General features: G+C 40.3%; 18 protein-coding genes. 15 read left to right on the forward strand and 3 right to left on the reverse strand.

The window, feature by feature from the left end; translation table 11 throughout:
* Positions 1 to 183: 183 nt before the first annotated feature.
* Entirely contained in the window at positions 184 to 687 is a 504-nt protein-coding gene (locus tag ACN222_RS05925; RefSeq protein ID WP_010995366.1) for a DUF2808 domain-containing protein, read from the reverse strand.
* 763 nt (positions 688 to 1,450) lie between these two features.
* Here ACN222_RS05925 and ACN222_RS05930 point away from each other — a divergent pair.
* From ACN222_RS05930 to ACN222_RS05980, 11 genes are all read left to right on the forward strand, one after another.
* A complete protein-coding gene (locus ACN222_RS05930) occupies positions 1,451 to 2,137 on the forward strand; it encodes a response regulator transcription factor (RefSeq protein WP_010995367.1) in 687 nt (228 codons plus the stop codon).
* A gap of 191 nt (positions 2,138 to 2,328) precedes the next feature.
* Positions 2,329 to 2,601 carry a hypothetical protein gene (locus ACN222_RS05935; protein ID WP_010995368.1) on the forward strand — a complete coding sequence of 91 codons (273 nt, stop codon included), beginning with the start codon at positions 2,329 to 2,331 and terminating at the stop codon, positions 2,599 to 2,601.
* A 257-nt stretch (positions 2,602 to 2,858) separates the two neighbouring features.
* Positions 2,859 to 3,875 (forward strand): mechanosensitive ion channel family protein, encoded by a 1,017-nt coding sequence (locus ACN222_RS05940; protein ID WP_044520846.1) that lies wholly within the window; start codon positions 2,859 to 2,861, stop codon positions 3,873 to 3,875.
* Positions 3,876 to 4,033: 158 nt separating this feature from the next.
* Entirely contained in the window at positions 4,034 to 4,810 is a 777-nt protein-coding gene (locus tag ACN222_RS05945) for a GTP-binding protein (protein ID WP_010995370.1), read from the forward strand.
* Positions 4,807 to 5,619, forward strand: coding sequence for a metallophosphoesterase family protein (locus tag ACN222_RS05950; RefSeq protein ID WP_010995371.1), 813 nt, complete (start codon positions 4,807 to 4,809; stop codon positions 5,617 to 5,619). The genes ACN222_RS05945 and ACN222_RS05950 overlap by 4 nt, the downstream gene beginning before the upstream one ends.
* Positions 5,620 to 5,723: 104 nt before the next feature.
* Positions 5,724 to 6,476, forward strand: coding sequence for a metallophosphoesterase family protein (locus ACN222_RS05955; protein WP_010995372.1), 753 nt, complete (start codon positions 5,724 to 5,726; stop codon positions 6,474 to 6,476).
* 1,473 nt (positions 6,477 to 7,949) lie between these two features.
* Positions 7,950 to 10,082, forward strand: a complete 2,133-nt coding sequence (locus ACN222_RS05960) for an HlyD family efflux transporter periplasmic adaptor subunit (RefSeq protein ID WP_010995373.1) — start codon at positions 7,950 to 7,952, stop codon at positions 10,080 to 10,082.
* A gap of 143 nt (positions 10,083 to 10,225) precedes the next feature.
* Positions 10,226 to 12,394: a peptidase domain-containing ABC transporter gene (locus tag ACN222_RS05965; RefSeq protein WP_010995374.1), complete on the forward strand. Its 2,169-nt coding sequence runs from the start codon at positions 10,226 to 10,228 to the stop codon at positions 12,392 to 12,394.
* A 401-nt stretch (positions 12,395 to 12,795) separates the two neighbouring features.
* Positions 12,796 to 12,984: a hypothetical protein gene (locus tag ACN222_RS05970; protein ID WP_010995375.1), complete on the forward strand. Its 189-nt coding sequence runs from the start codon at positions 12,796 to 12,798 to the stop codon at positions 12,982 to 12,984.
* A 344-nt stretch (positions 12,985 to 13,328) separates the two neighbouring features.
* Positions 13,329 to 13,616 (forward strand): hypothetical protein, encoded by a 288-nt coding sequence (locus tag ACN222_RS05975; RefSeq protein WP_010995376.1) that lies wholly within the window; start codon positions 13,329 to 13,331, stop codon positions 13,614 to 13,616.
* Between the two features lie 523 nt (positions 13,617 to 14,139).
* Positions 14,140 to 14,346 (forward strand): hypothetical protein, encoded by a 207-nt coding sequence (locus tag ACN222_RS05980; RefSeq protein WP_010995377.1) that lies wholly within the window; start codon positions 14,140 to 14,142, stop codon positions 14,344 to 14,346.
* 288 nt (positions 14,347 to 14,634) lie between these two features.
* On the opposite strand, the gene ACN222_RS05985 is transcribed toward ACN222_RS05980, so the two are convergent.
* Positions 14,635 to 15,561, reverse strand: a complete 927-nt coding sequence (locus ACN222_RS05985) for an alpha/beta fold hydrolase (protein WP_010995378.1) — start codon at positions 15,559 to 15,561, stop codon at positions 14,635 to 14,637.
* 761 nt (positions 15,562 to 16,322) lie between these two features.
* Here ACN222_RS05985 and ACN222_RS05990 point away from each other — a divergent pair.
* From ACN222_RS05990 to ACN222_RS06005, 4 genes are all read left to right on the forward strand, one after another.
* A complete protein-coding gene (locus ACN222_RS05990; RefSeq protein ID WP_010995379.1) occupies positions 16,323 to 16,877 on the forward strand; it encodes a thioredoxin family protein in 555 nt (184 codons plus the stop codon).
* Positions 16,878 to 16,947: 70 nt separating this feature from the next.
* Entirely contained in the window at positions 16,948 to 17,676 is a 729-nt protein-coding gene (gene pyrH, locus ACN222_RS05995) for a UMP kinase (protein ID WP_010995380.1), read from the forward strand.
* Entirely contained in the window at positions 17,663 to 18,211 is a 549-nt protein-coding gene (gene frr / locus ACN222_RS06000; protein WP_010995381.1) for a ribosome recycling factor, read from the forward strand. The genes pyrH and frr overlap by 14 nt, the downstream gene beginning before the upstream one ends.
* A gap of 105 nt (positions 18,212 to 18,316) precedes the next feature.
* Positions 18,317 to 19,438, forward strand: a complete 1,122-nt coding sequence (locus ACN222_RS06005) for a geranylgeranyl reductase family protein (protein ID WP_010995382.1) — start codon at positions 18,317 to 18,319, stop codon at positions 19,436 to 19,438.
* A 194-nt stretch (positions 19,439 to 19,632) separates the two neighbouring features.
* Here the strand turns inward: ACN222_RS06005 and ACN222_RS06010 are convergent, their stop codons facing one another.
* The gene (locus ACN222_RS06010; RefSeq protein WP_010995383.1) at positions 19,633 to 22,353 is read right to left on the reverse strand and encodes a glycoside hydrolase family 10 protein; all 2,721 of its coding nucleotides are present in this window, start codon (positions 22,351 to 22,353) and stop codon (positions 19,633 to 19,635) included.
* Positions 22,354 to 22,416 lie beyond the last annotated feature (63 nt).

Below are 22,416 nucleotides of genomic sequence, written 5' to 3' on the forward strand. Positions count from 1 at the left end.
CCCATAAGGAGTGATTTTTTAAAACTAACTTGTTCTCTAAAAAAGAATTTATATATAATATTTTATATTTGAGTATTGAATTTATTAACTAATTAGTTAATAAATTACATTTTTTCAATTTAAGAGTCAGATATCAGATAAATTTGATTTCTGATTCCTGACTCTTAATTGCTTACGTATATACTAATTCTTATCATAAATATCAATTCTGGCTGTACCAACAGGAATCTGTCCTGTTAATCCAACCCTTCTAGCAGTTACGCCGTAAAGTAGTACGTCTTGACCTACGCCATTTCTTCGTACACCTGTTAGTTCTACTTCTACGGAAGCGCCAGATGTTACAGGTTCATCAAAAGTGATTGACAAATTATCTTTACTAATCTCTGTTTTAGCTGAAATTGCTTTACCTGACTGATCCCTAATTCTTACTCCATTGAAACGTTCCATTTGACTTGGTAATGAGATCATGAGGTCTTGCAAAGACATACCCACTACCTCCAGCCGAATGAAGTGATTACCATTGCGGACACCAGAGTTCGTAATATGGGGAACGTTAATATTTAGCGCCACCTGAGATAATTTATTTATATTTGAATCAGGCTGTTCATGTTTTACAGGTATAGCTATAGCTACAGCAGATGTAGAAAATATAAGAGCAGATAAGCTACCGCAAATTAGAATTTTCATGATGCAATTTTCATTTTTAGGTGAATTACTTGCTTGGTGTTAGTCAAGCAGTGTAATTAACAGATTGCTTCATGAAGATGAATTCAAGCTGATATATAAATTAAAGCAGTATGAAATTTGATGATCAATAATCTTATAAAAATCAGCATGGTTTTGAGAAGTTGGAAATTTTCTCAGCAAAAACTTAAAATTTCTTCAGGAAAAACTCACTTTTATCATGACCGTTTATGTTAGCCTGATCAATCAAGAATTTTTAGCAAAATTTATATACAGAATTTTCTATATGGATAAAGCGCAAAGCTAAGTCGAATAAGGTAAATAATTAAATGTTTGTAGTGAGAACTTTAGTTCTCTGGGCGAGATGCTCCGCGAACAAACAAGGACTAGAGTCCTTACTACGAACTGAAGCCTAGTATTTTTACATCACTTGACATCGCTTGGTTTTTTCAAGTCGTTCTACTTATCTGTTTTCAGGTATTTAGAGGTAGTGTTAAGAATAATTACTGTACTTCACTGAGTTGAGAAATATTGTATTAATAGATGTTTTGAAAGACCGATTCAGAAGCGGAAATTAATTTTATAGACGAGACTTAGGAAAAAATATCTCATGCCTTTAGGATATGAATCAATAATATTGAATGACTCGGTTGTAGAGATAGCACTGATAACCGAGAAACTTAAGTGTCGAGTTATTTCTTAATAAACCCAGAGTTAGTTTAAGATCACATTTTTTTAGACAATTACCAATGATAGGAACAAAAATATGACAACACACATTCTTTTGGTTGAAGATGAAGTTAAATTAGCGCGATTTGTCGAATTGGAACTAAGTAGTGAAGGTTACAAAGTTAGTGTCGCTCATGATGGAATTACTGGACTAACCTTGGCGCGAGAGTCAACACCCGATTTAGCGGTTCTTGATTGGATGTTACCAGGACTATCAGGTTTAGAAATTTGTCGCCGTCTGCGAGCAACGGGTAATTCAATACCTGTAATTTTGTTAACTGCCAGAGACGAAGTGAGCGATCGCGTGGCAGGATTAGATGCAGGAGCTGATGATTATGTAGTCAAACCCTTCAGTATTGAGGAATTATTAGCAAGAATTCGCGCCCATCTGCGCCGCACTCAAGAAACAGATGAAGACTTGTTGCAGTTTGAAGACCTAAGTTTAAATCGCCGCACTCGTGAAGTGTTTCGAGGTAACCGAGCGGTTGAATTAACAGCAAAAGAGTTTGATTTATTAGAGTATCTTCTTTCCTATCCCCGTCAGGTTTTTACCAGAGATCAAATTCTCGAAAAAGTTTGGGGTTATGATTTTATGGGAGATTCCAACATCATCGAGGTTTATATCCGTTATTTGCGGCTTAAATTGGAAGAAAATAACGAAAAGCGGCTGGTTCATACAGTACGTGGCGTAGGATATGCACTACGGGAGTATCCCAACAAATAATTCCCCAGTGAAAAACTTACCAATTAAAAATTTATAGTGAAAAAGTGACCAATCACTCAGATTTCCATTGACTACGAACACAAAATCATTAGCAGGGGTTGCTACCGTGTTCCCTGATAATTTCAGCTTTTTCTTCCCTGAGAGGCTGGTGTCTAACTTTGTGGCCTTAGTTAAAAGTTTAATGGTTGTAGATGAATATAGGAATAATCGAGCCTTACAGTGACGGATTTTTGGAAGTTTTACCAGAAGGTGAAAGCAGCGACTATTGGCAAATTGCCGCTATACATATTAATGGTCAAGCTTACTGCCCTACTCCTCAGCTTTATCGTTCAGAAAAATTAGCATTAGCAAAAGCTGCGAAAATTTATGATTGGATAGCTGAACACGAAACAGAAATGAGTAATGGAGCTTACTACTGTTCACCATTGCAACTTATTCTCTGGCAGCAATCGAAAGCATCTTAATTGACCTGGGCGTAATGCTAGAGACTATGTTTAAACCCAACACCAGAGCAGCGAAAATTTAAGCCTAGTTGTACGTTAGGGTGTGCTTAAATAAAGCACACTATTTCTCATTTATGAAGTGACTACTTCCGCTACTAGCTATAATTTCATTTTGATTTATCTATTTGCCACAAACATTTTTTGAATTGGTATAATAAAAAGTGTCTGACACTCAATGGTGTAGTAAAATTTTGCAAGAGTTAATAGCAAAATTAATTATGATTCAATGGCTTTTACCTATAGGATTGCCCATATTTGCTTTAATAACGGGACTGATTAGTGAAAAATTTATAATTAATAAGTTTAAAAACTTCGTTTATAAAAAAGAAATACCCGGAAGCCATATAATTTTTAAGTCTCTGCAAGGTATGCTCCTAACTTGGTTCATACTAGCAGGCATTTTAGGCGCAGTTATCGCTGCTCCTTTGAAGCCAGACTTTACTAATTTACTGCAAAAAATTATTACAATATTTTTCCTGTCTTCACTGACATTAGTTTTAGCTAGGTTAGTTTCAGGTTTCATCAGACTATATACTTATAGAACAGAAAGAGCTACGGCGTCTTTAATTTCTAACTTAGCCAAAGCTACTGTTTTAGTTTTGGGTTGCCTAATTTTGTTACAAACATTAGGAATTGAAATTACACCAATTATTACAACTTTAGGAGTCGGTGGTTTAGCCGTTGGTTTAGCGTTACAAGATACACTAGCAAATTTATTCTCTGGCTTTCATTTAATTATTTCTAAGCAAGTTAGAACTGGAGATTATGTCAAATTAGATGCTGGACAAGAAGGTTACGTCACCGATATTTCTTGGCGTAATACCACAATTAAAGAGTTTTCCAATAATGTAATTATCGTTCCTAATTCTAAACTAGCCTCGGCAATCTTTACTAACTATCATCTACCAGCTAAAGAAATCACATTAACAATGAATGTCGGTGTTAGTTACGATAGTTATTTAGATCAAGTTGAAAGAGTGACGGTAGAAGTTGCCAAAGAAGTTATGCAGGAGATTGCCCCAGAATTAAAAGAACATGAGCCATATATAAGGTTCCATACTTTTGGGGATTTTAGTATAGATTTTACATTATATATGCGTGTCAACGAATACTTTGACCAGCGTATTGGCAAACATCTATTTATTAAAAAACTACACAAACGCTATCAAGAAAATGGTATTTCGATTCCTTTTCCTGTGAGAAATGTGTATATTCAAGATCCTAATAACAATTAGAGAAGAGAAGCAAATAGTTCATATTTCGTTTTTTGTGCATACTTCTGCTATTGTCATCGCTGATTAGTCAGGGTTGCATAACTGGCACACGAAGCCAGTAAGACAAGATATTTTAGCGATCGCTTTGCAAACTGCATGAAAATGATTATCATTTAAAAATGAATTTACCAATCATTACTGTCGTTGCCGGCCCGGCTGGCGGTGGCAAAACTACCTGGATTTGCCAACAAATACGAAACACCACCTCCAATGAAAATATCATTTACTTTAGTCCTGGGACTGGCAAAGTTCCCATTGACCAGACACGGCTAGCAGCAGAATTCCCGAAAGTCAAAGTTTTTAGTGATGGACAAGAAATCGAGTTTTTGTCCGAACTGGCAACATCGGGGAATGCTTATATAGAAATAGGGTTTTATTTAGAATTAAACGCCATCCAAACAATATTAGATAATTTACCTTACCAAGCCGTGGCTGTTTTACCAGCAAACCTCCCAGACTCCGAATATCATGCTTGGGCCAGAAAAATTATCATTGGTGCAGATATTCAGGCCAGCATCATACCCACGCAAATGTGGCGCGTACCCAGCAATGGTCAAGTAATCGACGAAGAGAGTTTAAAAGAGTTTTGGTACGAAATTACTCATGGTGCTTATGGTATAGTTAACCGCGCCAAGGGTATTTTTGATGTTGCTGATGGTAGGTCACTTTATGCAGATTTTATCGCAGGTATACCTACAATTGATTTTTTGGAATTAGACTTACCCCGCCACTTAGAAGGCAGACCACAAAGGTTTAGTGGTATAGAGGTATTGGGAAAAAACTTAGATGAGTCGGCAATGAGACAGACTTTGGCAGATTGCTATTTAACAGATGTAGCGATCGCACAATACCAAGAACAGGTAACACAAATTTTACTAGAGGAGGGTAGCGAGTGAAAATAGCAGTTATGTCCTGCATTCATAGTAACTATGAGGCGTTAGATGCAGTTTTGTTAGATATTGACCAACAAAAAGCCGACCAAATCTATTGTCTGGGTGACTTAGTAGGATACGGGCCATATCCCAATGCTGTAGTTACCCAAATTCGCTCATTAGATATTCCCACCTGTGTCGGCTGTTGGGATGAAGATATTGTGGAAGGTTTAAACTCTTGTGACTGTAGTTACCCTTCACTGTTAGCGGAAAAACGCGGTAAACTTGCTCACGAATGGACACATAAAGAACTCCATCAAGAAAACCAAGAATTTCTTGCCCAATTACCCCACACCTTACGTCAAGACAACTTGGTTTTTGTTCATGGTAGTCCCCAGAGTAACCACGAGTATCTGTTACCAGAACTTGACGCTTTTGCCGCCTTAGAAAGAGTATTTTCCACAGACGCAGATGTACTATTTTGTGGACATACTCATGTACCTTATGTCCGTACCCTAGATGCAGGTAGTTTACAAGTCTCCGTCAAAGGTATGGGAATAGAACAGAAAGAAATTAACTTTTCTGCTTCAGTAAAACGAATCGTCAATGTAGGTTCAGTGGGAGAACCCAGACACGGGCGACCAAATGCCACCTACGCTATTTATGATACAGATACTCAAGAAGTAAATCTCAGAGAAGTACCTTACAACTATCAAAAAACCTGCGCCGCCATCATCGAACAAGGTTTACCCCCCATCTTTGCTTGGCGTTTAGCCCAAGGCTTGGAATATGCAGAAAGGGCTGATGACCCCACTCATGTTTGTACTCGATGAAGGATATAGGGGATTAGGGATTGGTCAATAGTCTATGGTTCTCTTGTCTCCTTACATCCCTAAAGCTTTTTGCAAAAAATAAATTATAAAATCGCAGAATTATTATGAATAAATGGGCAATTTTAAGCGGTATTGAGGGCAATTTGGCAGCTTATGAGGCTGTAATGGCAGATATTAAGCGCCAAAGTAAACAGATAGAAGCTTTATATATTTTGGGTGATTTGGTGGGGCCAAGACCAGAAGTGGAAAAAGTTGTAGAACGAGTCCGCAACCCACTAAACGGTGAGTTAGAACCTCTGGTTTGTAAAGGTTGGTGGGAAGAACAGTGCTTCATTTTGCATGGTCTTGGCCCCACTGGCGAGGCTGATGATTTACTAGTGCAGTATGGCGGAGAAACAGTTAAGTTACTTTGGGATTCTGTTTCTCGTCAAACGGTGCAATGGTTAAGAACTCTAGATTTTGGTTTTTTTGAACTAGATTGTTTATTAATTCACGGTACAACTGTATCAATTGATGAAGCATTAACTCCCGATACTTCACCAATTCAAATGCTTGACCGCCTGACAAGAATGCAGGCAAATAATTTATTTTGCGGTCGTTCTGGTTTAGCTTTTCAATATCACCTTCAAGCTGGTTCAGTAACTACAGGTATCACAACTCTTGATAGTCCAAAATCCCCGGAAACTATGACCATTTCTCCGCGCCAGATAATTGGAGTGGGTAATGTAGGTAGAACACCAGGTGTAGCAACATACACTCTCTATACTCCCGCTACAAACCATGTAGAATTTAAAACTATCCGTTATGGTATTGGTCAAGGATTTCAGCGTAATTCTGTTAAAGCTATCTCATCTTAAAGTGAGTTATGCCAAATTAATATGAAGCTGCATAGAATAATTGAATGCAGATGCACGCAGCGAAAAGTTCTGTAGGAGGGTTTCCCTCCGTAGGAAACTTTTCAAGACAGAGAAACGCGGATAAATCAACGGATTTTATTTTCTGGTGTTCCCTAAAATAACTATAAGCACGTCGGATGATTTTGCATCTATCCTGCGTAGTAAATATATAAGTTTGATTTCTGTCTCCAGATTTATGAATAATTAGCGGACAGTGCTTATAGTTAAGTTCTTAGGTGAGGCTAAACCTAGTCACGCAAGTGAGGCTAAAAATCATGTTACTTAAATATTTGTATTTGCATTGTTTCTCAATCAATGATTGGTTCAATTGCAATTACCATTCTGAATAAATCTTCATGTTAGAGGTTTGCTTTTTAAGATTCCCTAGTTAGCACCGTAAATTTGGGGATTTTAAGCTAACAGGCTTTTAAATTACCTATTTTTTGTGGTCAGAGTAAATGTCTGGGATTTACTATAAATTTCGACTGTTAACTCTAGATTAACCATAAGATAGTAGGCAACTGATATCTGTTTGCTTGTATGTGGAGTATATGCACTGTAAAGTGGGCATCTTGTCCGCCTAGTATCTCCCAGTGAAACTTGCAACAGCTTCTTAAATCAATCTATAGTCTTGTGTGTGAGTTAACCTAATTCTGGAAAATACTCTAGAAAACGGAACTGAAACAACGTGAGTTCGACGGTTGGAACAACCCCTCTCCATAGCTTGCTACTCTACGAGTTCTCCGTAGGAGTACCCGTAGGGTACCTCCCCTGCAAGGAGAAAGGCTTTAAAACCTTTATTTTTTTCGATATTTCATGCTCTTTACTCCCCTCTCCGCGTCGGAGAGGGGTTGGGGGAGAGGTCAAAAAAGACTTGTTGAACTCCTAAGAAAACAGCAAGTTTTCTTTCGCCCTTCCAGTGGGTGCGTCTTCGTTGGAGACTCACGTTGAAACAGAATTTTTTGATCAGACTATATAACAGATGACCACTTCCCTCTCTGGTTTTGCTACAGCTTCCTTTGTTGAATAAGGATATAGCTTTGTTCATGCTGCAAGTTGTTCTTGCTTGCAATGCAAACAAAATTTCCCATGTGTATATTGTGGAAAAAGGGGTAGAGGAGGTGATAATAACTCGCTCAACGTAAGTGAGGTTTTTGAGGGAGTTTGAGCGTTCTCCTCTATATTTCTCCACACGTTATCCGCGTTAGAGATTCCAGAAAAGTAAGCACATCTCAAAGCACATTCTTTTCTTATTCCCCATATCTTATTATAGCCAATTTGGAACATAAATTGGAGAGAAGAGAAAAATGTTTGTATCAATCTGCAAACTAAAATTAACTCATCAACCCATGAATAACAGCGTCTATAAGAATAACCAAACACATCATTTAACAGCCTAATTTCTATCATATTCATATACCAAGGTGCAGTATCGTGAACACCTTACGCCGCCAAGAGAATGATTTTTGGCATCGATCGCATCAGCCAATTCCCGAAGAACTTCCTACCTTGGAAGCTAACGAATTTTTACCCCATATTGGGAAATGGACAAGTATCGGTGGGGTAGTTGTCTTCAGTATCTTTATTGTGGGGGTGGTGCTAACATCTGTTCTCAAGTACAACGTGACGGTGAAAGTGCCGGCGACTATTCGCCCTGTGGGAGAATTAAGGCTGGTACAGTCGCTAATTAATGGCAAAATTCTCAAGATTAGTGTTGCAGAAAATCAGATGGTAGCCGAAGGACAAGCGATCGCCTACATTGATGATTCCCGCCTCCAGACTCAAAAGAGCCAGTTACAAAACCTCATCCAGCAAAGTCAACTACAACTCAATAAAATCGATGCACAGTTGGGAGAAATCGACGCTCAAATTACAGCACAGACAAATTTAAACGATCGCACCACAATCGCTGCACAAGCTGAACTGAGTGGTACACAACGCAACTATGCCGATCAGCAAGTGAAAGCTACGGCGGATATGACACAAGCACAATCAGCCTTAACTTTAGCCAGGATCCAAAAAGACCGCCTGCAACGGGAAAAGCTGTTAACGGCGACTGTGCGAGAAACAGAAGCCGCTTTGCAGTTAGCCAGGGTGCAAAGCGATCGCCTACAACGGGAAAAGCTGCTAAAAACTACCGTAGATGAAGCGGAAAGAGGCTTAAAATTGGCGAGAGAACAACGCGATCGTTTACGACGGGATAGGCTTCTCAGGACGACTGTGCAAGAAACACAGACGGCTTTGAACTTAGCAAAGGCGCAACAAGAAAGATTACAAAGGGAACAACTCTTAGCCAAAACTGTGCAGGAAGCAGAAACCGCTTTAAATTTAGCCAGGGTACAACGCGATCGCCTACAACAAGATAGAGTTTTAACTGCAACTGTCCAAGAAGCAGAAGCCGCCTTGAGTTTAGCTAGAGTACAGCGAGAAAGATTACAGCCGATAGTAGCATCAGGAGCGATCGCCCGTAGTTTCTTCGAGGAAAAAGACCAAGCCGTAATATCGGCGGAGGCGAGGCTGGAACAAGCCAAAGCTAACGCTAAAAATCTGCTGGAAGAGAAAGAACAAGCGGTGATTGCGGCGGAGGCGAAGTTGGAACAAGCCAAAGCCAACGCCAAAAATCTTTTGGAGGAGAAAGAACAGGCTGTCAAATCAGCAGAAGCGAAGCTAGAACAAGCCAAAGCCAACGCTAAAAATCTCTTAGAAGAAAAAGACCAAGGGGTGATTGCGGCGGAGGCGAAACTGGAACAAGCCAAAGCCAACGCCAAAAATCTCTTAGAAGAGAAAGAACAAGAGGTGATTGCGGCGGAGGCGAAACTGGAACAAGCCAAAGCTAACGCCAAAAATCTCCAAGAAGAAAAAGACCAAGCTTTAACAGTGGCGCAAACAAATCTCGCCAAGGCCAGAACAGCGATAAATCCCAATGATGCTAACGTGACTGTAGCATCGGAACGAATTAAACAAGAACAAGCCAGGGGTGAAGTTACCTTAGCCGCCTTGAAAAAAGAAAGAGAAACTTTGCTACAACAACGCCTAGAATTTCAAAAACAACTGGATAGAAACCGCAAAGAACTACAACAAGCCGAAAATGACTTAAAACAGAGTATAGTCCGCGCACCCATCGCCGGGACAGTGCTGCAATTGAATTTGCGTAACCCTGGACAGGTAGTACAACCAAGTGAGGCGATCGCTCAAATTGCGCCGTTAAATGCACCAATACAGATCAAAGCTAACGTCCAGGCGCAAGATATCAACAAAGTCAAACCCGGTCAACAAGTCCAAATGCAGGTTTCTGCTTGTCCCTATCCAGACTACGGCACTCTCAAAGGAACAGTCAAAACAATCGCCCCAGATGCCCTACCCGTAGCCAACAATAACCCACAGACCACCACAGCTAAAGCCACAGCCTATGAAGTCATTGTAGAACCACAAACCCCATACGTTGGTAGAGGCGATCGGCAATGTCAACTTAAAACCGGGATGCAGGGTAAAGCAGATATTATTTCCCGTCGAGAAACAGTATTACGCTTCATCCTCCGCAAAGCCAGATTAATTGCAGATTTGTAATTAGTTATTGGTCAATAGTCATTAGTCCATAGTCCATAGTCAATTTTCTTCCCCCTACACCCCTGCACCTAAAAAACTCCGCGTACCTCCGCGCTAGCCTCCGTATTCCTCTGCGTTTAAAAAAGCCAAAATTACAAATTAATATGCTTAATTTCTTCAAACTCCGAAAAAATTACCCCTGTGTTTTACAGTTGAGTGAAGAAGATTGTGGAGCCGCTTGTATAGTTTCCATTTGTCGGCAACACGGACGCTTTTTAAGTATGAATAAAAGCCGTGAAGCAGTAGGGACTGGACAACTGGGTACAACCTTATTAGGTCTAAAACGTGGCTCAGAAAATCTCGGTTTTAATGCCAGAGCCGTGAAAGCATCCCCCGCCATCTTAGACAGAATTAAAGAAATTCAACTACCAGCAATTATTCATTGGCGGGGCTATCACTGGGTAGTTTTATATGGCAAAAAGGGAAGCAAATATGTCATAGCTGATCCAGCCGTAGGCATTCGTTATATTCACCGGGAAGAGTTAACAGCCGCCTGGAATGGGGTCATGCTATTAATGGAGCCAGATCACCAGCGTTTTTCTCAACAGCCCCACGACAAACCACAGCCAGGATTTACCCGCTTTCTTCAGCGCATCTTGCCCTATCATGGGCTATTGTCCCAGGTTTTTATGATCAACATTGTCCTGGGTATATTGGCTTTAGGCTCACCAGTCCTGATTCAAATCCTCACCGATGATGTCTTAGTTCGTGGCGATACTCAACTACTAACTGTGATAGCGATCGCTGTCATCATCATGAATTTATTTAGTAGTGGTATGCAGGTATTAGAATCTACGATGATTGCCCATTTTAGCCAACGCCTGCAATTAGGTTTAGTCTTGGAATTTGGGCGGAGAATTCTGCAATTACCATTGACTTATTACGAAGCTCGTCGCAGTGGAGAGATTACCAGCCGACTTAGAGATATTAATGAAATTAACCAATTAGTCTCGCAAGTGGTAGTGCTTTTACCTAGCCAATTTTTCATAGCTGTAATTTCTTTTGGCTTAATGCTTTTTTATAGTTGGCAGTTAGCATTAGCGGTAATCCTCATCGGTGCATTGATGAGTTTAGCTACATTGCCGCTTTTACCAGTCCTGCAACAAAAAACTCGTAGTCTTTTAGTTTTAGGTTCAGAAAATCAAGGCGTGTTAGTAGAAACTTTTAAAGGCGCACAAGTACTTAAAACTACAAATGCTGCACCGCAATTTTGGGATGAATTACAAAATCGTTTTGGTCGTCTGGCAAATTTAACATTTAGTACTATTCAAATTGGCATTATCAACAATACTATTGCGAAATTTCTCTCTGCTATCGGCGGTGTAGTTTTATTAGGGCTAGGGAGTATTTTAGTTATCCAAGGAAAGTTAAGTATTGGTCAAATGTTAGCAATTAATGTACTACAAGTTAATGTATTGACATTAATTAGCTCACTAGTAGGTTTAGTAGATGAATATTTTCGTTCCCAAACTGCTATCTCTCGGCTTTTGGAAGTGATTGATGCTACTCCCGAAGTAGATAATACTTCTCAAAAACCATTCGCCCAAATCTCTAGTGATGCAGACATTCGTTTTTCACATATCAACTTTCACCATCCTGGTAGAGTTGACCTCTTGGAAGATTTTTCTCTCAAGCTACCAGGAGGACAAATTATAGCTTTAATTGGCAAGTCAGGCTGTGGTAAAAGTTCCTTAGCCAAACTCATGGCAGGATTATATCAGCCCAATTCTGGTAATATCCGCATCGGCTTTTATAATATTCAAGATATTGCCCTTGATTGTTTACGGCAACAAGTAGTTTATGTACCTCAAGAACCTCATTTCTGGAGTCGTTCAATTTTAGAAAACTTTCGTTTAGGAAGTCCCCATATTTCCTTTGAAGAAGTCGTCACAGCTTGCCAAATTGCCGATGCTGATAGTTTTATTAGCCAACTACCAAATAAGTATCAAACAGTGCTAGGAGAATTTGGAGCAAATCTTTCTGGAGGACAAAAACAAAGACTAGCGATCGCCAGAGGTATTCTCAATAATCCCCCAGTCCTAATTTTAGATGAAGCAACAGCCGGACTAGACCCAGTTAGTGAAACTCAAGTCCTTGATCGGTTGTTAGAATCACGTCAAGGTAAAACTACAATTCTCATTACCCATCGTCCCAGCGTAGTCCACCGCGCTGATTGGATTGTATTACTTGATCAAGGCAAAATACAACTCCAAGGTAATTTAGAAGATTTCCTGTCTCAACAAGGAGAGCATCTAAAGTTTTTATCTCTATAAATATTATTTTTAGTTATAGAAAATATAGTAGGTTGTAATTTACCAATAAAGATACGGCAAAGTTGAAATTTTATTTATAAAGTAGTGATTAAATTACTTTATTAAGCACCCATTATAGCTTATGGGGTACATATTTTGGCACTTAAAGAGTTGTATTAATAGCTAAAAGCTCATAAGCAAAATAAACTGATTACAGGGATGTGGCTAATCACATTCCTGTATTTTTGCACCCTTGATTTATATGGAAGTTATATTTTATGATCAAAATATCATGAGTCAAAAGTAGTAAAATTTATTTTTATAAATACTACTACAGAATAATTTAAATAAACAAGTGATATTGAATAATAAAAACATAGGTAATAACAAACCTATGTTGTACGTAAGTGAGGTAAAAGTTCATGTCAAACCAAATGCTAGCTTCTAATTTACTTGAAGATTTATCCTTAGATCAACAGCAATCTTTGGCTGGTGGTCAAACCTTTGATGATGGAGATGATGAAGGCGGAAATACACGACTTGGCACTGGTGAAACTCGTCGCTATAGAATTAGAAGTGTCAGCATCGTTAGTGTCCGCAAATTGTCATAGTTAGTGGTGAATGGAGTGAACTGAAATAAACCGCTCAAAGCCTAATTGTATTTGAGCATTTCTACACCATCTCCTATTTTCTGCTAAATATAATTAAGCTAGGTACTAATAATACCTAGCTTTTTTTGGCGAGAAAATCACATATTTTTGTTCTTGATTAAAGTATAATATTTTAGATTTAAATCTAAAATAGTAACTTCACTTAAAAGATTATTTTCATGAGTCAAAAGCTAGATTTTTAATATTAAATTATCCGACCAAAGAATAATTTAAAATATATGTAAATATTGAACAATTAAATTATCAGGTGTTAGACACCTATGTGATTAAGTGAGGTAAAAAATATGTCTAATCAAACCGTTGCATCTAATTTGTTGGCAGATTTATCCACAGAACAACAGCAGTTTCTGGTGGGTGGTCAGCAAACAACTCAACCACGACAAGGTCAAGGTGGTTGTCCGGGTGGTATGGGTATGGGTTCTGGTGGTATGGGTATGGGTTCTGGTGGTACTGATCAAGATAGCTGGGATCAAAATGGCTATGATCAGGAAGGGGGTGGCTCTGGAGGTAGCTTCGGTAGTCGCCGTCGCCGCTTGCGAGTAAGACTTTCCGGCTACGTCTATCTCAGATAAATCGGTAAATTTTAAAAGTAGGCTCTGATGAGCCATTAAACTTGCACTATTGTTCATACAAGGTAAATGTTCTCAAACCTTGTAGTCAGCATTTAGACACTCTGTTTCTTTGTTGTCCTGACTAGTGCAATCAGAACACTAACTATATTGGATTTTTGCTCAACAGCCAGTTTCTTCGAGGAACTGGCTTTTTTGAATTTAAAATTACTTTTTGAGGATAAAATTTTCAGCCATAGTCTATTAATAATGCAGTACAAATATATTATTTTTGCATCAAAATCTAAATTCAAAAATAAAATATTATTTGTATTTATACCTGCAATAATTACAAAAAGATAAGTAAAAATATCATACTTCTTAAGCATGATATTTAGTATTTTTATTTCCACCTCTAGGGGAGTTTAATTTGTCAAAATTCTTCCTATAAATAGAATCAAAGTATTACATATTTATGGTTCCCGTCCATATTTGTGTAAACCTTCTAGGCGTGTACAAATAATAGATAGAACAGAGGAAAAGAATCATGTCAAATCAAGTTTGGCAATCCGATTTACTCGTGGAACTATCCACAGAAGACCAGCAAAATCTAGCTGGAGGTCGCTGGGGTCATTTCGGTGGTTTCGGTGGTTTCCGGGGTCGCTCTTGGTTTAGAACAGGCAGGTTCTGGGGAGGTCGCTCTTGGTTCAGACCAGGTGGTTTCCGGGGTCGCTGGGGTGGTTACTGGAGATAATTGCCTGAAGCTCATCGATAGAAGCTTATTGGCTATGATGACAAGTCTTGATTTATCGTAAATCAGACTTGTCTTTTTGCTATTTATAACGCCGTGTGCAACTTTCTCTCAAACCTAACCCCCAACCCCTTCCCTGCAAGGGAAGGGGAGCAAGATTCAAAGCCTCTCTCCGCTTGCCTAACGGCAGGCTAACGCCAACGGGGAGAGGTACTCTACGAGAAGCGCTCCGCGCTATGGAGAGAGGTTTCAAAAATAAGTTGCACATCGCGTTATTTATATTAAAAATAATTACCCAATTGTCTGGGAATTATGCTCAATTTCTTGGGATTCTAAAAGCCTAGTTTGTTCCCATATCCAATCTTGTAAAATTGGATTAACTAATTCAGGAGCTTCATCTTGAGGACAATGCCCTACACCTTCCAAGGGAATAAACTTGAGGACTTGAGGATAGTTGGCTAATTCTCGACCTAAATCTATCGGTTCCCAAGGATCATTTGTCCCCCACACAATCAATGCTGGACAGGGTAGCAATGGTAAAAGGTCTTCTGGTAAGGGGCCAGAAGAATAGGAAGTAAAGGCAAGGAATACAGCCGCAGCACCAGGATCACTGGCTGGTACTGTCAAAATATCTACCAGTTCCTCTGTCACTGCTTCGCTATTAATGTAGGCTTGTAGCAGAATCTTTCTCACTGTTTTTGGTTGCGCGACTTGACGGAAAAAAAACTGACCAATTGCTTTAATAGATAGTACGCGTTGCAGCACAGGCGCGCCAAAACGACGTGACCAAGGTAGAGTTTCCCGTTTGCGATCGTGCAGTAATCGTAGAGAACAGTTGAGTAAGGCAACACTTAAACTAATCTCTGGATTGCTGACTGCTGCTTGCATCACTACAATACAGCCAATAGAGTTACCCACTAAAAAAGCTGGTTCACCGACAATCTCACGGCAAAAATCCGCTACTTGTTCTCCCCAAGTTTCTAGTGTATAGGCCATTTCCGTATCTGGTTGAGGTTTGGCTGAACCACCAAAACCAATTAAATCGATTGCATAAACACGGCAATTTTCCGCTAGTACGGGTATATTTTTTCGCCAGTGTCCCCAAGAAGCACCAAAACCATGTACGAGTACAACAGATGGCCCAGTAGTTCCTTGTGTTTGATAGCAGATGGGGAAGCCTCGCCAAATCCAGGTTTTTGTAGAAGTAGAAGTATTCATGAGAATTTAAAAATAGCTGAAGATATTAAAGAAAAAGATTGTACCTCTAGAGTTAGAGTGTAGTTATTTTGCTGAACAAATCCTGGGGATACTCCCTCCTTATGGAAAAACTCATAACCCTGAAAGAAACTCAGCTACCTGTTAGTATTGTGTACAAAAGAACAAAAGCAGCAATTTCTACAGCACTGAGATTTTTGTCAAGTTAGAAATCAATAAACAAAAATTCCACAACAAGAGTGTGAAATTTTTTATTTCCCATTTCTTCTTTTTTATTGCCTATACCTTATTTTCAACTCAGAGCATGGACGCAATCAAGGGATTAATAAAAATTATCACACAGATGCCAGTAGCAATAGTCTAATCTCTGAGGTTTAACATGGGCATTATTGATTTTCTTATTTATATGTAGGTACGGGCTTGACTAATAAAAATCAAGGTGGGTTGAGATATTATTAACTTAAGCTTATTAGTTTATAGATATTATGTAATAGTTTTCTTAGATGAACTTAGTTCTATCTTCATATTTTTATTTATGGCTCATGAATAACACAATTTGAATATTTTTACACAAGATTATGAAGTTAATACAAGATAATGGAATAAGCATCCGCATAAATTCAGTAATTTTACAATTTACGGGCTTGAAGTTAGCCCATAAAATGTACTGGATACAAAGCATCTACTAATAGGTGAGCTAAACCTAAACGCTAAGGTTAAATTTCACCTAGATTTTTGTTCCTAGTGCAGGCTGGCTAAAGAAAATGACCATACTAGAAACAAGTAACACTCCTGTTGGTGGTTACGCGCCAGATTTTGAATTACCAGGGATTGATAATCAAGTCCATCATCTCAGTCGTTATTTAGATAATTTTCGCGCAGTTGGCGTAGTTTCTTTGGGGAATTACTGCTCTTATGTAAATTTATATCTAGACCGGTTAAAAGGCATTCAAGGGGAATTTGGGACGGATGGCTTTATCTTAATTGGCATAAATGCTAGTGACATTACCGAGCCAAGTTGGTCAAGCTTAGAGAAAATGAAAGCCTTTGCCCAAAATCACGAGTTAAACTTTCCTTACCTGTGGGATTCGACCCAAGAAGTTAGCAGAAGCTTTGGCGCTACTAAAACACCGATCGCCTTCTTGATCGACAGTCATGGTATATTGCGATATAGAGGGCAGATTGACAATCATCCTCAAGAGCCATCATCTGTAGGTGAAGACTACCTGCGAAATGCGATCGCTGCTCTGTTTAAAGGCGAAGAAATCCTAGTACCTGAGACGGAACCAGTAGGCACTTCATTGATCTGGCGTATATAGACATAGATAGTCATTGTACTGCTATCTTAAATTGGAGGCACTTGCAACTTTTTTGATAAAGCGGAACTTCATGGGAACGAATTACCGACGGGTTTTACTCAAACTGAGCGGTGAAGCCTTAATGGGCAACATGGGCTATGGGATTGATCCAGAAGTGGTCAAGGAAATAGCTCAAGAAATAGCGGAGGTGATAGCCACTGGCGTTCAAATTGCCATCGTCGTTGGCGGTGGGAATATTTTTCGTGGCGTGAAGGCAGCGTCGGCGGGGATGGACAGGGCAACCGCCGACTACATTGGGATGATTGCCACGGTAATGAATGCCATGACTCTGCAAGATTCACTGGAACGCATAGGAGTACAAACGCGGGTACAAACTGCGATCGCTATGCAGGAATTAGCCGAACCATATATTCGCCGTCGAGCCATCCGTCATCTAGAAAAGGGACGGGTGGTTATTTTTGGCGCTGGTTCCGGTAATCCCTTTTTTACAACAGATACAACAGCAGCATTAAGAGCCGCAGAAATCGACGCAGAAGTAATTTTTAAAGCCACCAAGGTAGATGGGGTTTATGATGCAGACCCCGAAATCTATCCTAACGCCAAACGTTATAACAGTCTCACCTACGCCCATGTTCTCGCTCAGGACTTGCGGGTGATGGACAGTACGGCGATCGCCCTTTGTAAAGAAAATAATATCCCTATTCTTGTATTTGACCTAACAACGCGGGGTAATATTCGCCGCGCCGTTTTAGGAGAATCTATCGGTACCCTTGTGGGAGGTTCTTGTGAAATTAGCTGAAGCTGAAAGTAAAATGCAACATACTGTTGAGGCGACTCAACGGGCATTTAATACAATTCGTACTGGCCGCGCCAATGCCAGCTTGTTAGATAAGGTGTTAGTAGACTACTACGGTTCACCTACACCCTTAAAATCTCTGGCAAATATTAGCACGCCAGACGCAACGACAATACTGATTCAGCCTTACGATAAGAGCAGTTTAAATATTGTCGAAAAAGCCATTTCTCTCTCCGATGTTGGTTTAACACCAAGTAACGATGGTGCTGTTATTCGCTTGAATATACCACCATTGACAAGCGATCGCCGCAAAGAACTAGTCAAAATTGCAGCCAAGTACGCGGAAGAAGGGCGTGTTGCTATTCGTAACATCCGCCGTGATGCCGTAGACTCAATTCGCAAGCTAGAGAAAAACGCCGAGGTTTCCGAAGATGAAGCCAAAGACCAACAAGACAAACTGCAAAAGCTAACCAATAAATACACCGCCAGAATCGATGAATTGTTGGTAGAAAAAGAAAAAGACATCTCCACTGTTTAAACAGTTTTCAGGCTGAGGAACATGAGATTCTTCAGCCTTTTTTATCTGTAAGTGTTGACTGTTGATCAGTCTCAGAAATTTTGAATTTTGAATTTTGAATTATTTATGTACGACACCATCATTGTTGGTGCTGGGCCTGCGGGTGGCGCAGCAGCCTATCATTTAGCCAAGAAAGGGCGCTCAGTATTAGTTTTAGAAAAAGAATCCTTACCTAGATATAAACCATGTGGCGGGGGAGTGTCACCAATAGTTGCCGAATGGTTTGACTTTGACTTTAGCCCAGCAATTTCTCTGAAAGTAGACTCGTTTCGCTTTACTTGGAACTTAGGCGATCCTGTAGAAGCGAAGATTGAGACTAAAGAGCCAGTGTGGATGGTACGTCGAGATGTTTTTGACCATTTCTTAGTCCAGCAAGCCCAGAAACAAGGGGCTGAACTGCGTGATAATACAGAAGTTACAGGAATTGAGTTTAAAAGCGATCGCTGGCAAGTTGACACTGTCAACGGCCCTGTTACAAGTCGCTACTTAATTGCGGCTGACGGTGCTAAAGGGCCAATGGCAAAATGGTTAGGCTTTAAAGAGCGTAAACGCCGTTTAGCCGGTGCATTAGAAGCAGAAGTTCCCGCCAATGTCGAAGATAAATCTACAATTCACTTCGAGTTTGGTTTAGTGAAAAATGGTTATATTTGGAACTTCCCCAAAGAAGATGGTTATTCTATTGGAGTGGGAACCTTCATTGGTGGTCAACCCCAAGATTTTAAGAAAATTTTGGTTGAATACTCTCAATTATTTAATATAGATGTCAAAACCAGTAAGCAGTATGGTCATCCAATTGCTTTGTGGGATGGTAATCAAAAATTACACACTCAAAATGCTATTTTGGCAGGGGAAGCAGCTTGTGTAGTTGACCCCATGACCGCCGAAGGGATTCGTCCCTCAATTTATAGTGGTGTTATGGCCGCCGGAGCCGTTGACAAAGCGCTTTCTGGTGATATCAACGCTTTGGAACAATACACCGAAATCATCCATGAAAGTTGGGGTGCGGAAATGGCTTGGGCGCAAAAATTAGCCGGAGCATTCTATCGCTTTCCTAGCGTTGGTTATCAAGTTGGTGTTAAGCGTCCCACTGCACCCAAAATTATGGGTAAAATCCTCTGTGGTGAAATGTCTTACAGCAGCGTTGCTGGTCGCGCTCTCAAGCGTTTAATCCCTGGCTTTAGAGGTTAGGGAACACCGATTAACAATTCAAAATTCAAAATTCAAAATTCAAAATGAAGAGAAGTATCTGTAGGGTGGGCATTGCCCAACGCCACTTGCTCCAAGCCGGGAAACCCGTCCAACGCAGTGGCTCCCCTACATAGGAATCACTACACCCCTACACCCTTACACCCTTACACCCTTACATTTTGGATATTTTTTTACTACTGAGAAACCGTATTAGCTCTATGGTTAGAACGTGAATCTAATTGGCGTTCGCCATAACGTAACAGTCTTTCTATAATTGCCAGACGATTTTCCCAGGCTTTGACTTGATAGCTATTTTCTATCTGTTGTTGACGCATCCAGACTCGAAATAGTGATTTAAAGCGAGTTAAATTAGCTCTAGCTGTGACTAACTTACTAGCAGAGGGTGCGGTTGCTAGTTGATTTAAAGCATTTTGCAGTAATTCTGCCTGGTTATGAAAATCGGAAGTGCTTTTATTTGTTATCTGTTGCTTCTCATCCTGTAGAACTAATTGCCATTCACGTTTCAAACTCAGATATCGGGTCACAGCACTTTGGAATGGTTCACGATGAGGTAAAGGTTCACTAATTGCCGATTGTTGCTTTCCTTGAGTATTACTAAACAGCTTGTGCAACTCGTTATTTAAATTCTCGGCGGCGAATAGTGCATAACCACTCACTGGTAAATCTCTTACCAGTTGTAGTTGGTCAAATGCACCTAATGTTGGTAGAGAAAGTAATCTGATTCCAGGGATTAATAAAGTAGAACCTAACTGTGTCGAAGTAATCCAAGGTTTTGCTAAAGTTTGGAAGCGCACCGTATCTTGGGCATAAGTCATGGGAATAATTAAATCTATATTTCCCTGTCTTGCCCAAATTTCCCAATGCTGTTGAATTTTTTGGACGCGTTCATATTCTGGTAGGGGGAAGACTGCAACTGACAAAATCAGGTTGCGGTCTTGCTGACGTAACATTTGGGAAACTTGAGCAACGAAGCTATCAACTTGCTGGGTACGGAATGTTGTCCACTGCTGCCATAGTTGTGTTTGACTAGGGGAAATCTTCATCGGATCTACACCTGTCAATTGTTGAAACTGGGTTCTGGCTGCTTTACCGTAGCCGTAACTTCGTCCGGCTGCTGGGTCTTGGAAAGGGTAGCGAATATAGTCTAGCTGTAGACCATCGACTTTATATTTAGTAATAATCTCTTCATACAGTTTCAGCAAATACTGGCGTAATTCTGGATTGGCTGGATCAAAAAAGGGCTTAGTTTGACCAAGGGGAATCATTTGCCCTTGGTGGTCGTAGTTTGCCCAATCAGGGTTAGCAGCTAAGACTGGCCCTGGATAATTGGTGGGAATGTTCAGTAATTCATTATGACGCTGGTTTCCAGCCGCGAATGTCCAAACCCAAGCGTGTAATTCCATCCCTCGCGCATGAGCTAATTTCACCCCAGAAGCTAAGGGGTCCCAACCGCGAATTAATGGGTTTTGCTGGGGTGCAACTTTACTGGGATAAATGGTGTAGCCAGCGTTGATTGTTTCAAAAAAGATAGTGTTGATTCCTGCTTGCGCCAAACGATCAAAAATTTTGGCTAATTCTTGTTCGCTACCTGCACGGACAATTGTCCCTCTGTCTAGCCATACTGAGCGAATTTCGGCTGGCGCTAATCTGCGGTCTGTGGGAAACTGCTTCCACAAGTTTGTTCTGGTTGCAAGCCATTGTTGACGCGCCAGAGCATAATTTTTATTGGCAATTAATTGCGGGATGTTTTTAGCTACTATTCTGGCTTGTGCCAAAACTTGCTCTTTGTTAGCGATGGGAGTTAAAGAGGTGCTGGTAATTCGTGGGGTTTCAGCTTTCACAGACAGAGAGGTGTTGCTATTTCCATCATTTACCATTGCAGCTAAATGGGCGCTTTCTACTCGTCCAATGAGGTTTTCTAACTCTTGTTGGAGAGCGATCGCTTCACTACTACCTATTGGTGCATTAGAATGAGGCGCAACATCCCAATGTACCTGTTGTTCCAGTTGATCAATCGCTTCTTCAGTTGCGGGTGGTTTGGTTACTGGTAAGACTGGTTTAGGCGGAGTGATCGTTCGGGGGGCGATATCATTAGTTCTCTTCTGTTCCTCTGAAACAGTTGCTACCGATGTGGAACAATTGGACGCACCTCCGGTGATTTTTTTGGTGTTATTTCCTGACGCATAACGAGTCACAGCAGCTTTTAACCAAGAACTATCTAATTCTGCTGTAGATGCTGCATCTGTTCCCCAGCGCCAGCCCAAAAAAGTAGCGCGTTCGGTGGAGACTACGGCGGCGGGATTCTCTCTGGAACTCCACACAGCCACAGTTTGACTAGCACCACTATTGGGTATCAAAACACCACCATGCACATTACCAAAAATTCCCCCGTTGTTTACCCAGCTATGACTTAAGGTTTTGGGGGGTTTGATTTCTTGTTTATCTTTGAGGCTAAATCCCCAATAGCCGCCTAAGAGGGTTTTTAATAATTGACGGACTCCTGGGGCGGAGAGACTACCAACGGGGCCGCTAGCAATGATGTTACCGCCTTGGCTTTTCCACTGTTCCAAGGCGATCGCTTGAGTTGGTGTCAGGGTTTCAATATTCGGTAAAAATAACACGCGGCGATCGCCCCAATCTGCTGCATTACTCACACTTGCTAGGGGAATTACACAATATTCCACCCCAATATTTTGCAAGCGTTTGGTAATTCCAGCCCAATGCTGTGTATTGTCTGGACTTTTAACTACACTCAAAACGGGTTTTTCTGCCGCCTTTGCTGTCAAAATATCAACACAATTAAAAATAACTAATTGCAGAGTAAAAATGAAGAATCCAGTTTTTTTAATTTGTAATCTATGATTATCTTTATTGACTTTTTTGTGATTCTTCACTATTTCTCCTCACTGCTCATTAATTATTATTTATTATTTATGAATTAAATCAACCAGGATTTA

Origin of the sequence: Anabaena sp. FACHB-595 (assembly GCF_048568275.1) — a bacterium.
In the GTDB taxonomy this organism is placed as follows: Bacteria; Cyanobacteriota; Cyanobacteriia; order Cyanobacteriales; family Nostocaceae; genus Trichormus.

Excerpts from the sequence above, each read along its gene's own strand:
- ACN222_RS05925 (WP_010995366.1), bottom strand. The coding sequence starts at position 687 with ATGAAAATTCTAATTTGCGGTAGCTTATCTGCTCTTATATTTTCTACA.
- ACN222_RS05930 (WP_010995367.1), top strand. The coding sequence starts at position 1,451 with ATGACAACACACATTCTTTTGGTTGAAGATGAAGTTAAATTAGCGCGA.
- ACN222_RS05935 (WP_010995368.1), top strand. The coding sequence starts at position 2,329 with ATGAATATAGGAATAATCGAGCCTTACAGTGACGGATTTTTGGAAGTT.
- ACN222_RS05940 (WP_044520846.1), top strand. The coding sequence starts at position 2,859 with ATGATTCAATGGCTTTTACCTATAGGATTGCCCATATTTGCTTTAATA.
- ACN222_RS05945 (WP_010995370.1), top strand. The coding sequence starts at position 4,034 with ATGAATTTACCAATCATTACTGTCGTTGCCGGCCCGGCTGGCGGTGGC.
- ACN222_RS05955 (WP_010995372.1), top strand. The coding sequence starts at position 5,724 with ATGAATAAATGGGCAATTTTAAGCGGTATTGAGGGCAATTTGGCAGCT.
- ACN222_RS05965 (WP_010995374.1), top strand. The coding sequence starts at position 10,226 with ATGCTTAATTTCTTCAAACTCCGAAAAAATTACCCCTGTGTTTTACAG.
- ACN222_RS05970 (WP_010995375.1), top strand. The coding sequence starts at position 12,796 with ATGTCAAACCAAATGCTAGCTTCTAATTTACTTGAAGATTTATCCTTA.
- ACN222_RS05975 (WP_010995376.1), top strand. The coding sequence starts at position 13,329 with ATGTCTAATCAAACCGTTGCATCTAATTTGTTGGCAGATTTATCCACA.
- ACN222_RS05980 (WP_010995377.1), top strand. The coding sequence starts at position 14,140 with ATGTCAAATCAAGTTTGGCAATCCGATTTACTCGTGGAACTATCCACA.
- ACN222_RS05985 (WP_010995378.1), bottom strand. The coding sequence starts at position 15,561 with ATGAATACTTCTACTTCTACAAAAACCTGGATTTGGCGAGGCTTCCCC.
- ACN222_RS05990 (WP_010995379.1), top strand. The coding sequence starts at position 16,323 with ATGACCATACTAGAAACAAGTAACACTCCTGTTGGTGGTTACGCGCCA.
- pyrH (WP_010995380.1), top strand. The coding sequence starts at position 16,948 with ATGGGAACGAATTACCGACGGGTTTTACTCAAACTGAGCGGTGAAGCC.
- ACN222_RS06005 (WP_010995382.1), top strand. The coding sequence starts at position 18,317 with ATGTACGACACCATCATTGTTGGTGCTGGGCCTGCGGGTGGCGCAGCA.